This window comes from Pseudomonas sp. BIGb0176 (assembly GCF_024810175.1).
GTDB lineage: Bacteria > Pseudomonadota > Gammaproteobacteria > Pseudomonadales > Pseudomonadaceae > Aquipseudomonas > Aquipseudomonas protegens.
Genome location: NZ_JANUEC010000001.1, coordinates 1,355,993 through 1,368,251 on the forward strand (window position 1 = coordinate 1,355,993; position 12,259 = coordinate 1,368,251).

The 12,259-nt window shown below is 62.5% G+C and carries 9 protein-coding genes; 7 read left to right on the forward strand and 2 right to left on the reverse strand.

Going from position 1 to position 12,259, the window contains the following annotated elements:
- The first annotated feature begins 10 nt into the window (after positions 1-10).
- From M2395_RS05860 to M2395_RS05890, 7 genes are all read left to right on the forward strand, one after another.
- Positions 11-1,123: a DUF2169 domain-containing protein gene (locus tag M2395_RS05860; RefSeq protein WP_123430772.1), complete on the forward strand. Its 1,113-nt coding sequence runs from the start codon at positions 11-13 to the stop codon at positions 1,121-1,123.
- On the forward strand, positions 1,120-2,160 hold the full coding sequence (locus M2395_RS05865) for a 3-oxoacyl-ACP synthase (protein WP_092214881.1): 1,041 nt from the start codon (positions 1,120-1,122) through the stop codon (positions 2,158-2,160). Before M2395_RS05860 ends, M2395_RS05865 begins: the two co-directional genes overlap by 4 nt.
- Positions 2,160-3,272 carry a PAAR-like domain-containing protein gene (locus M2395_RS05870; protein ID WP_072450337.1) on the forward strand — a complete coding sequence of 371 codons (1,113 nt, stop codon included), beginning with the start codon at positions 2,160-2,162 and terminating at the stop codon, positions 3,270-3,272. The genes M2395_RS05865 and M2395_RS05870 overlap by 1 nt, the downstream gene beginning before the upstream one ends.
- A gap of 27 nt (positions 3,273-3,299) precedes the next feature.
- Entirely contained in the window at positions 3,300-4,181 is an 882-nt protein-coding gene (locus M2395_RS05875; protein WP_053158506.1) for a hypothetical protein, read from the forward strand.
- 24 nt (positions 4,182-4,205) lie between these two features.
- Positions 4,206-5,456, forward strand: coding sequence for a TIGR02270 family protein (locus M2395_RS05880; RefSeq protein WP_123430773.1), 1,251 nt, complete (start codon positions 4,206-4,208; stop codon positions 5,454-5,456).
- 99 nt (positions 5,457-5,555) lie between these two features.
- Entirely contained in the window at positions 5,556-6,536 is a 981-nt protein-coding gene (locus M2395_RS05885) for a two-component system response regulator (protein ID WP_123430774.1), read from the forward strand.
- A gap of 20 nt (positions 6,537-6,556) precedes the next feature.
- Positions 6,557-7,474 carry a LysR family transcriptional regulator gene (locus M2395_RS05890; protein WP_123430775.1) on the forward strand — a complete coding sequence of 306 codons (918 nt, stop codon included), beginning with the start codon at positions 6,557-6,559 and terminating at the stop codon, positions 7,472-7,474.
- Here the strand turns inward: M2395_RS05890 and M2395_RS05895 are convergent.
- Positions 7,471-10,650 (reverse strand): ATP-binding protein, encoded by a 3,180-nt coding sequence (locus M2395_RS05895; protein WP_185057794.1) that lies wholly within the window; start codon positions 10,648-10,650, stop codon positions 7,471-7,473. The two genes, M2395_RS05890 and M2395_RS05895, sit on opposite strands and share 4 nt — an antisense overlap.
- A 128-nt stretch (positions 10,651-10,778) precedes the next feature.
- On the reverse strand, positions 10,779-12,236 hold the full coding sequence (locus M2395_RS05900) for a TolC family outer membrane protein (protein ID WP_405046068.1): 1,458 nt from the start codon (positions 12,234-12,236) through the stop codon (positions 10,779-10,781).
- Between the last annotated feature and the right edge of the window lie 23 nt (positions 12,237-12,259).

Consider the following 12,259-nt stretch of genomic DNA (forward strand, 5'->3'; position numbering starts at 1 on the left):
GTAGTCGCCTATGGAATTGCTCAACGCCAGCAAACTGCTTGCTGCCTATACCCAGGGCATGGAGCCCGATGGCCGCGAATCCCTGGTGGTAGTGGTCAAAGGCACGTTTAATCTGCCTCTGGACGGCCGCCCGGCGACCCTGGCCGAGACCCAGCAACCGCTGCTGATGGCCGATACCTTCCTCGGCGAACCCGGTCTCAGCGCCCCGCTGCAGGAAATGGACTTCGCACCGGTCAAGCCGTTCTGCGACGTGCTGGTGCGCGGCAAAGCCTATGCCCCAGGCGGGCGACCCGTGAGCCAGATGGCTGCGGGCATTCGCGTCGGTCAGATGAGCAAGGCCTTTTCCGTGCTCGGCCCCCGACAATGGCAATTGGGGCTACTGGGCGTTTCTCCCGGCTTGCCGCAGCCCTTCATCGAGCAGGACATCTCTTATGCCCAGGCCTTTGGCGGCAGCCATCCGATGGCGGAAGACTCCGAATTGCGTTACAGCTACCTGGACAATCCGACCGGTTGTGGCTGGTTTCCAAGCCGCATGGGTAGTGCTGCCATCGTCGGCATGCCGATGCCGAGCACCGAGGAATTGGGCAAGGCGATCGACAGTCCCTCTGGCGACTTCCGTCCTATGGCCCTTGGCCCCATCGGCCGCAGCTGGCCGCAACGTGCTCGCTTCGCTGGCACTTACGACGATGCCTGGCTGGCCGACCGCTTTCCGTTTCTGCCGGGAGATTTCGACCGTCGCTACTTTCAGGCGGCCCCTGACGATCAGCAGATCCCTTACCTGCGTGGCGGCGAGGATGTGTTGCTGCTCAACCTCACACGCCAGGAGCGCGCGGGCTTTCGCGTCCCCGAAATGGACGTGCCGGTGACCTTCTTTCTGAAAAAAGGCGGTCACGAGACTGTGCAGGCGGTGATCGATACCCTGCTGATCGACACAGACGCGCTCCAGGTGCAACTGACCTGGCGTGTCTCCCGTGTACTACGACACAACATGTTCGAGATCGCTCAGGTGCTGGTCGGCACTATGTCCACAGGCTGGTGGCGCGCCCGCGAACAGGGCAAGGATTACTACCCGTCGCTCTCCTCCCTGGTAAAAGCCAGGCACGCCCCCGAGGAGACAGACTGATGACTGCACTTTGCATCATCGGTTCCGGCATGGTCAGCGCCGTTGGCCTCAGCGCACCCGCGAGCTGCGCGGCGATTCGCTGCGCTATCGATAACTTCCAGGAAACCCGCTTCATCGACTGCGGCGGCGAATGGCTGATCGCTGCCAGCGTGCCTCTGGAGCAGCCCTGGCGTGGGCGCAGCAAACTGATCAAGATGGCCGCCTGCGCCATCGCCGAGGCGCTGCAAAGCACCCCTAACGTCGACCCGGAAAAGACCCCGCTGCTGCTGGGGGTGGCGGAAGTCGAGCGCCCCGGCCGCCTCGACGGCCTCGATAAGGGGCTGCTGCACGCCATCGAAGCCGAATTGGGCCTGCGCTTTCATCCCAGTTCCAACGTCATCGCCTATGGACGGGTCAGCGCTGCCGTGGCCCTGCTTGATGCGCGTACGCTGATCTACCAGGGCGGCCATCGCCACGTGCTGATTGCCGGCGTCGACTCCTTCTTGAATGGACCGACGCTGGCCGCTTTCGAAGCACGCGAACGCCTGCTCACTAGCCAGAACTCCAACGGATTTATCCCCGGCGAAGGTGCCGCCGCCGTGGTGCTGGCCGCCCCCGTTGCCAGCGAAGAACCGCAATTGGCCTGCCTCGGCCTGGGGTTCGGCGTGGAGAAGGCCACCGTGGAGGCCGAAGGTACTCCCCTGCGTGCTGAAGGCCTGACTCAAGCCGTACGCGCTGCCCTGAGCGAGGTTGGCTGTGGGTTGGAGCAAATGGATTATCGGCTCACCGACATCTCCGGCGAGCAGTACTACTTCAAGGAAGCCTCCCTGGCCCTGAGCCGTACCCTGCGGGTGCGCAAGGAGTTCTTCCACCTCTGGCACCCGGCCGACTGCATTGGCGAAGTCGGCGCCGCCATCGGCCCGACGATGCTGGCCGTGGCCTTGGCCGCCAGCCGCAAGGGCTACGGTGACGGCCCGAATATCCTCTGCCACCTCGGCAACGACGCCGGCCAACGCGCCGCCGCCCTGCTCAGCTACCAGACCGTGAGGGCTGCCTGATGGCCAACGAGGTGTATGCCAACAATATGGAGATTTCCTGCAAGGCGGCCGATGGCAAGTCCGTCGCCTGCTTTCCGGATGTCTGCTTCACCCCGCCCGTGGCTCCGCCGACACCGATAGGGGTACCCATTCCCTACCCCAATACGGGTATGTCCAAGGACACCACCCGGGGCACACGAACGGTCAAGATCACCCGCAAAGAGGTGATGCTCAAGGACAAGAGTTACTTCAAGACAAGTTATGGGGATGAGGCTGGGAATGCGCCCAAGAAGGGGGTCATCACTAGCAAGATCAAGGGGAAGGTGTACTTCACTTCCTGGTCGATGAATGTGAAGTTCGAAGGTCAAAACGTAGTACGGCACCTTGATATGACGACGCATAACCATGCTTCACAGCCAGGTAATACCCCTCCCTGGCCTCACCTTTCCAAGATGTCGCCGAGCACCCAGGGAAAATGCAAAAGGGAGAAAAAAAGAGAAAGAAAATCCTGCCAGGAATACAAACCGTACGGTGAAAAGAATGTTTGTAAAGAGGCCGAGCTGAGCGGTGCAATGGTCAATGAAAGCGCTTGGGCCAGCAAAACAGCGACAAGAGCCAAAGCAAACAAATGCTTGTCGGCTCGCCGCTGTCAGTTAGTACCCTACCGCCCTAAGGACGAAGCAGGTATAGCCGGATGCTGTCCAGCACAAACACCTGACCATGTCATACCGAAAAGCTCATTTTCTGTAGGAGCGTTCAGTAACAACAAGCGCCAGCCCGGCTGGGAAGAATATTCGAAAGATACAGCGCCTTGTATGTGCGTTGAGGGCTGGGGGAACACTCATGGGAGTCATGGTGTCCGACACAGCGAGCATAAAGCTCTGGGGGTTATCGCTGGGGTCAAGAAAGGCGATATGCGCGAATTCAGTAAAGAGGCCTCCATGGCGGCCCAAAGTACTCGTGGCGCGTTTCCCGAGTCAAACTGTAGCGAACGCTGCCTCACGGCACAGTTGGCCGACGGGCATAAAAAAATGCTACCGCCAAATACGCAGCCCCCTAAAGTAAAACATTCACCAAGCGGAAGAAGTAAGCCAGCGGTATTGAACCGTACTGCGAGAAGACCCTCCCCTTGAGCCACCACCCAATAAACGGATATTCATATGGCTGACGAATGGCTGGAAGATTATTACTACGCTTATGTTGCCGCCGTAGACGCACAAAAATCTTTTTTCGCTTTTCGGGAAATAGGACTAGAAGCCCAGGACGTTTCGCACACCATTTTCCTGGAGTACAACTCTGGAAAGTGGCGAGAAGTTGGCGAGGCGACTTGGGATACCGTTGCCATGACCACCGACCGGTCACAACAGATGCTGGCAATATCCGAAGAGGGTGAAATCGGGGAAGGCTATCTCGGCTCGACCCTCAGCTTGTCGCAAATGGATCCGCCACCGCTAATGCTCAGAGGGATAAGCTCGATAGGCGAATATACCTACTTGTGCGGAGTGTCCCGAGAAGTGTATGTACGCCATGGATCTTCTGCCTGGCAGCCTGTACATGCCCCAAAGCCTACGAGTAAAGACAGTGTTTTTGGCTTCGAAGCACTGGGCGGTTTCTCCAATGATGAAATCTATGCCGCCGGCTGGAAGGGAGAAATATGGCTGCGGGAGCAAGGCAACTGGCGGCAAGTCGACAGTCCAACCAACTTTAAAATAACTGCATTGATATGCGCCTCTGATGGTTATTGTTATTTATGTGGCCGCCAAGGCACTTTGTTGCGTGGCAGAGCAGACACATGGGAAATTATCGATCTCGAAGAGTTCACCGATGATTTCTGGAGCATTGCTGAACACCAAGGAAAAATCTATTTAGCCACCTTGTTCGAAGTATACGTTCTCGATGAAAGTTCTTTGCGGCCAGTCAACTGGAACATGCCAAAGCCCAATACTTGCTACTGTCTTTCCGCTAAAAACGGGGCGCTTTGGTCTGTTGGCCAAAAGGATATCTTGGTACATGACGGGCAGAGCTGGAGGAAACTTGCTTAACTCACTATTTCTCAAGACTTTGAAATGTACTCGAAGTTGATTTCGCTGATTCTGGATCAACATGTCGAAGAAGCCAGCTTCCTCGCCGTCCTGCGTGACTATGCCCTGGGCGCACCGCACTACGACTTCGACCACCTCAGCCAACTTGACCAGCGCATCGACGCCCACCTTGACGGCCTTCGCGTCGCCGGCACCTGCGGCCTGGAAACCCTGTTGGCTCAACTTGGGCCACACGCCATTGGCGAGCTGTTCGCCAGTGTGGTGCTGGCCTTCGAGGCGGGTAACGCACAGGTGTTGTCACGGCTCAGCGAGCATTTGCGAAGTGCCGTAGAAACGGAGAGCGGCTACCTGATGGCCTTGGGTTGGCTCGACTGGAAGTGGGTATCGCCCTGGATCGATCGCCTGCTCGCCTCCCCCGACCCCCTGTTTCTGCGCCTCGGCCTGGCCGCCTGTGGCATGCACCGCCACGACCCCGGCCCAGCCCTGCTTACCGGACTTTCCCACGCCGACCCAAGCGTCCTGGCACGTGCCGCCCGCACTGCCGGCGAGCTGCGCCGTCGTGACCTGATGCCGACAATTCGCACCCATCGGCAACACCAGGACACCGCCACGCGCTTTTGGGCCAATTGGGCCACCGCACAGATGGGCGACGAGGAAGCACTGGAGCCGCTGCGGCAGTTCGCCGAGCAACCGGGCCAGTTCCAGTACCGCGCGCTCTGTGTACTGCTGGCCTGGCAAAGGCGTGAGCACAGCATCGCCTGGATACGCCAGTTGATACAGAACCCCGAGCAACAGCGCGTCGGCATCCAGGCCGTTGGGCTGCTGGGCGACCCGGTCAGCGTGCCCTGGCTGATCCAGCAGATGAGCGACCTGCCTCATGCCCGCGTCGCCGGCGAGGCCTTCAGCCAGATTACTGGGGCAGACCTGGCGTTACTCGATCTGGAATTGCAGGACCTGCCGGATTTCGATGCAGGCCCGAACGACGACCCTGAGGATGCCAATGTGGCCATGGACCCCGATGAGAATCTACCCTGGCCCGACCCGCAGTTGATCGCAGCCTGGTGGCAGGCCCATGGAGGTGATTTCCAGGCGGGCGTGGGCTATGTGCTGGGGCTGGCGCAGCGCGAAAGCAGTTTTCAGCAAGCGCTTGTCCGGGGCCAGCAACGCCAGCGTATTGCCGCCGCCTACGGCATCGCCCGCTTCCGGCCGACTGAAGTGCTTTTCCCCACCAGCGCACCGGCCTGGCGGCAAAAGCGGTTGTTGTCCGGAGGATGAGCAGGCGATTCATTCTCTTCGACTGCGGCAGCTGGCCGCTAGGTGCCCATAAACCAAATACGCTAGACTGCCGGCCTATTTTGTTCAGGCCCCCTCGTCATGCCCGCAGAGCATGTTCCCAAGCCCTATACGCTCCTGGCCATCGACGATGATCCGCAATCGTTGATCGTGCTGTCGAAAACCCTGACCGCCGAATATGAAGTGCTGTTGGCAAAGAACAGCGAACGTGGCCTGGCCCTGGCTCGCAGTGCCAGCCCCGATCTGATCATTCTCGACATCCTGATGCCGGAGATGGATGGCTTCCAGGTGCTCAGCGAGCTCAAGAGTCATCCGGCGACTGCAGCCATTCCGGTGATTTTCCTGACCTCGCGCAGCAGCGTCGAAGACGAACGCCTGGGGCTGCTGCTGGGCGCCGCCGATTACATCGCCAAGCCGATTTCGCCCCCTGTGGTACTGGCCCGGGTGGCAACGCAACTGGGCTACCGCAACAAACCCCTGCATGACCTGCAAGCAGTGGCCGGACCTTGCGCCGGCAGCGACATGCGCGACGGTTTTGTCAGTGCATTGACCCTGCAACTGGCCGGCAATCCGCAGATTCGCCTCCAGGCCCTGCTCGATACCCTGTCGATTCTGCTGCGCAGCAGCCCGAGCCGGCGCGACCCCGCGGCCTTGCGCAGCGCTGCCTGCCTGGCGCTGATGGGCCTCAATCAGCCGGGCAGCCGTATCGATCAGGCCCTGGGTCACAGCAGGCTGCTGATTGAAGAGATTCTCGCCCACGCCGAGCCGGAAGACCCGATCCTCAACCTTGCCTGGAAAATCACCCACGCCGATGCCTTGCTCAAGGACCCTGGCGAGCTGCACACCTGCGAGCAGTTGTCCCTGTCGGTCCGTCTGTTCGCCCTGGCACTGAACTACCACCTGAGCCTGCTCCAGGCCAGCACCGAGGACCTCCACAGTCGGCATGCGCAAGCCATGGGCCAGATGTACCGCCAGCCCGGGTTCGAGCAGTGCATCGCCGGCGACCCGGAGCCGCTGTCGGCGGCCTTGCTGAGTTCGTCACAGAGCTTTTTCGGCCGGTGAATGGATGGTGAGCCTGGCCAATGCCTAACTTTGCAGATCTGGAGCTGTTCATTCTGATCGCCGAGCTGCAGGGCCTGTCCCCCGCCGCTCGCGTCATGTCGATCACCCCGGCTGCCGCCAGCCTGGGGCTCAAGCGCCTGGAAAACCGCCTCGGCGTGCGGCTGTTCACCCGCTCCACCCGCACCATGAAGCTCACCCCCGAAGGCGCGCGCTACCTGGAAAGTGCCCAGCACGCCTTGAAGATCCTGGCCAACGGCAAGCGCTCGTTGCGCCACGATGACGGCATGCTGGAACTCACGGTGTCTTCCGACCTGGGCCGCAACCTGCTGCTGGACATGCTCGCCCGGCTCAAGCAGGAACGGCCGCGCATGTACATCAAGCTGGCGCTGAGCGACAAGGAAGAGGACCTGCTCAAGGGCCGCTTCGATGCGGCGTTGCGCTACGGCAAGAACCTGGCACTGGATCTGGTCGAGCTACCGGTGCTCAAGCAGCATTACTTCATCGCCTGCGCTGCGCCCGATTACCTGGCCGAGCATGGCCAGCCCGAGTCGCCGAAACAGCTGAGCGAGCACGAATGCATCATCTGCCACAGCATTGGCCGCCCGGAGGGCCGCTGGCGTTTCCATGGGGCCGGCAAGGTCGAGGACGTGCCGGTGCAAGGGCATTTTTGCTGTGATGATGGCGATGCCGCACGGCGCTGGGCCGTGGCTGGCCACGGCGTGGTCAACCTGCCGCTGCTCAATGTCGTGGAGGACCTGCTCGCCGGTCGCCTGCTGCCGTTGCTGCCCGGTTGGCAGTCCGACGCGGCGCCGCTGAATCTGGTGGTCTCGCACCGCTCGCAGATCACTTCGTCGTTGCGCGCCTTGCATCAATGCCTGGTCGAGCACTGCACCGACCGCATGGCCCGCTATCAGGCCCTGACCCAGGACACCCGCTAGCCCTGGAAGTCGACAAGCAGGTCATGGGCCTGCTGGAACTCCAGCCGGTAGATCCGCTCTTGAATGGCCCGCAGAGGGCCACAGGGATATTGCTCGCACAGTTCATCGATCAGCGCCAGGGCCTGGGCATTATGGCTGCGCAGCAGCTTGGCCAAGCGCTCCAGTGCCAACACCTGCTCAGGGTCCAGCCCCAGCTGGTGCGGTGCCAGATCCCCGTCGGCTGCCCCTGGCAGGGACGCCAGGCCGGCCAGCACCGGTTCCAGGCACCGCGCCAGCTGCTCGATCAGCGGCCCCAGCGCTGCCGGCCCGCCCGCCTGTTCCTCCAGTTGCCCAGCGGCCTCTTTGACCGCCGTGGCACCGATGTTCCCGGCGTTGCCCTGCAGGCTGTGGGCCAGAAAGCCGAGGGCGGCCAGGTCCCCTGCGGCATGGGCTTGCCACAAGCGTTCGATGACCTGCTGCTGGCTGTCACGAAAGTCGGCCAGGAGTTTGCGGTGCAGGGCCAGGTCCTGGTTCACCACCGCCAGCCCGCGCGCGGTGTCGATGCCTGCATAAGTCGGGTTCAAGATGCTTGTACCCGGAGGCGCCGGAACTTGCGCTACCGGCATGTCCGTCGCTTTGATCCAGCGCACCAGGGTCCGATAGAACGCCGCGACCTCCAGGGGCTTGCTCAGCAGATCGCTCATGCCGGCCGCCACCGCCCTGCCCTGCACATCGGCCTGGCTACTGGCGGTCACGGCAATGATCGGCAGCCACCGCAGGTGCGGATACCCGCGAATCTTGCGGGTCGTGGCGAAGCCGTCCATGACCGGCATCTGACAATCCATCAGCACAGCGTCAAAGCGCCCCTCCTCAAGCAACAGACGCAGGGCCTGCGCACCGTTCGCCGCCAGCAGCACCTGGACCCCCACGCGCTGCAGCAGGCCCTGCAACACTTCCTGGTTGAGCCGGTTGTCCTCGACCACCAGCACCCGCGTCCCCGCCAGCCAGCGTACCGGGTCATTGATCGCGCCCTGCCCCGCTGTGGCGCCAGTCGCCGGCGCGGCAGGCGTGGTGCAGTTTTCCTCAAGCGGTAACGGCGGCAGGTTCAACTGCACGCTGAACTTGAATGTTGCGCCCTGCCCTGGCTGGCTTTTCACCCAGATATCACCTTGCATCAGTTGCACGATTTTCTTCGAGATGGTCAGCCCCAGGCCGCTGCCGCCATAACGCCGGCTGATGGACCGGTCGGCCTGGACAAAGACATTGAACAAGCGGGCCTGCTGCTCGTCGCTGATGCCCACCCCGGTGTCGGTGACGCTGAAGCACAGCAGCGCCTGATGATCCCACTGGCGCACCAGGCACACACCGATACAGACATGGCCGGCCTCGGTGAACTTGATCGCGTTGTCCACCAGGTTGGTCAGCACCTGGGCCAGACGCAGCGGATCACCCACATAACGGCGCGGCAGTGAAGCCGGAATATCCAGTTGCAGCCGCAGCGCCTTTTCTTCCGCGCGCTGGCGGACCAGCAGCAACACATCGTCCACCAGTTCCCGCAGGTCGAAGCCCACTTGCTCCATGCTCAGCTTGCCGGCTTCGATCTTCGACAGGTCGAGCACGCCGTTGATGGTGCCCACGAGGTGTTTGGCCGCACGGTCGATCTTTTCGATGTAGTCGCGCTGCACCGGCTCCAGCGGCAGGTCCAGTGCCAGGTGGGCCATGCCGATGATCGCGTTCAGCGGCGTGCGGATCTCATGGGACATGCAGTCGAGAAACTCCGACTTGGCCTGGGTCGCCCGCTCGGCATCCTGTCGTGACTGTTGGATTTGCGCTTCCACCGCCTTGCGCTCGCTGATGTCTTGCAGCACCCCGGTGACCCGCGTCGGTACTCCACTGGCGTCGCGCTGCATGATCTTGCCGATGTCCAGCACCCACAGCCATTGCCCCTCTTTGTTGCGCATGCGGTACTCAGCGCGGTATTCGCCGACTTCATCGTTCAGGTGCGCCTTGAGCCGGGCCATGACTGGCTCGTAGTCGTCCGGGTGCACCAGAGCGGTCCAGCGCTCCAGGCCATGGCCGAAAGCCTGTTCCATCTGTTGTTTGCTGTAGCCAAGAATCTGCAGCCAGACATCGTTGTTGATGACCGTCCCCAGGCTGAGGTTCCAGTCCCACAGCCCCAGGGCCCCGCTCTGCAGGGCCATGTCCAGGCGCTGTTCGCTCTGCTCGATCTGCGCCACGTCGCGCTTGTGCCGCCGGGCATCGGCCAGACGCCGCAGGCCGCCCCACAGCAACAGCAAGAACACCAGGGCACTCAGCCCCTCGATCAGCAGCACCTGTTCCCCCGGCAACAGCGTATCCAGGTCGCCCAGGGTGATCAGGGTCCAGGGACCGCTCGGGTCATTCCAGTCGAAATCCACCCGGGACAGGCTATAGCGCCGGCCGTCCAGCTGGATCACCGACTGATGGGCATCGAAGGGCAAGCGCTCGGGCACCCCATTGGCAAACGGATAGTCGCTGAACTGGCGGCGGATCTCCCCCGTAAACCGGTTCCAGGGCCAGGCGCGGTCGGACTTGAGGATAAAGGCCGGGGAACTGGCGGCCAGCACCACGCCGCTGGGGGACAGGATCATCTTCAGATCGTCGCTGTACGGCTTGCTCAGGCTGGCATCGAGCCTGTCGGCATCAAAACGCGCCACCAGCACCCCGATCACCTTGTCCTGGCGCGTACGCGACTCGAAGATCGGTGCCGCCATGTAGAACATGCGAGTGCCGGTGGTGGCGCTGATGGCGCCGTAGACACTGCTGCCGCCATCGAGAGCCACCTTGAAGTAGGGGCGGAAGGCCACGTTCAGCCCCAGGGGCGTCTGCCCGTGCTGGTCATGGGCCGCTACCACCACCCCTTCCCGGTTGAGAACAAACGCATGGTTGGCTTCCACCACCAGGGACAGGGTCTTGAGGGGAATGGTGGCCCGCTCCATCAGGTCCGCAGAGGGTTCGGGCTCCAGGACAATGCGCTTGAGCGAGGGGTTGTGACGCCCGAGGATCGACAGTGCGCCAATGGCAAAACCGTTGGATTTCCATTGTTCCAGGTCCTGGGCCTGCTCCCGGGTCTGCATCTGGATGCTGGCCCGGTAGACGTCTTCGACCTGCACACGGTAGTAGTTGCCCAGCGCCCCTGCGGCGCCGCCCGCGATCATCACGCCCAGGGCATAACAGCAGCGCCTGTGACTGTCGAAGAAGTCCAATAACCCGTACAACCCTGTCCCCCTTTACCTGAAAAAAATCGGTGCCCGCCAACCCTTGTCCGAGGCATTGCCTGGCCCTGTCAGCGTTTTGCCAGCCGGCGTGGAAACTCCGGCGGCAGAAAATCGCGGTCCGGATCGTAGTCGGCCTTGAGGTAATCACAAAGCGCCTTGAGGTCCTGGGGCGACAATGTCCCCACCGCCTGCTTGAGCCGCAGGGTGTCGAGAATGTAGTCATAGCGGCTGTTGTTGTACTGGCGCACGGCGTTATAGAGCTGACGCTGCGCCTCCAGCACATCGACGATATTGCGGGTTCCGACCTGAAAGCCCATCTGCGAGGCCAGCACGGCGCCCTGGTTGGAGATGATCGACTGGCGCCGCGCCTGCACCTGATCGACACCACTGTTGAGACCGCGATGCAGGTTGCGGGTCTGCTCCACTACTTGACGCCGCAAGCCGTCGTTGAGGTACTCGCGCTGGTTCATCCGCTGGTGGGCTTCGCGCACCTGGGAGCGGGTCTGGCCGCCACTGAACAGCGGAATGTTCAACTGCAGACCGACGGTGCGCTGCTCGACATTGCCACCGTAGCCATTGCCACGGATATCGCTGTTGCCGTAGCCCAGGGCGTCGTTGTCCCCGGTCTGGTAGCGCAGCACCGCGTCCAGGGTCGGCGCGTGCCCGGCCTTGCGCGCGCTCAGGGTCTGCTGCGTCGCCTCCAGGGCAAACTGGCTGGCCTGCAGGGTCAGGTTCTGGCGCACCGCCGTGTCCACCCAGCGCCGGGCGTCGTTGGGTTCGGGCAACAGCACCGGCATGTCGTGGCGCAACCCCTGGACTGCCTGGTACTGCTGATGCGTCAGGGTGTCCAGGGCTTCGAAGGCATCGTCGGTCTGCTTCTGCGCCACGATGCGGTTGGCCCGCGCCGTGTCATGCCCGGCCTGGGCCTGCAGCACATCGGTGCGGTCCGACAGGCCCAGCTGCAAGCCGCGCTCGGCCAGTTGCTGCTGGCGCTTGAGCGCCGCTTCTTCGGCCTTGGCCGCCGCCAGGGCGTCCTGGGCCTTGAGCAGGCCGAAGTAGGCCTGGGCGCTGTCGAACATGAGTTTCTGCTCGGCGGCGGCCAACTCCAGCTGGGCCTGCTGGTCTTCAGCTTGCGCGGCCTTGAGGGTGAACCAGCGATCGGCGCGGAATATCGGCTGGTTCAGCACCGCCTGATAACTGGTGCCACTGCGACGGGTGTCCTGCCGCGGCTGCTGCAGGGAGGTGCTGGTGGCATTGAGATCGGCACTGGCGGACAGCGTGGGCAGCAGACCGGCCCGGGCCTGGGGCACTGCCTCGGCGCGGGCCGCCTGATCGGCCTGGGCCGCCGCCAGCTCGCTGTTGTTCTGCCGGGCATCCAGGTACACCCGCCACAGGTCGCTGGGCAGTGCCTCGGGTCGGGGTTGTGACAGGTGTTGCAGGTGCTGTGAGGCCGCCTGCGCCAGGGGCGCCACCAGCAGTGGGACGACAAGCAGCCAGCCGGCAAGGGCTCGCTGCCGCGAATTCATGGGTTTGCTCATGGTTGGATCTA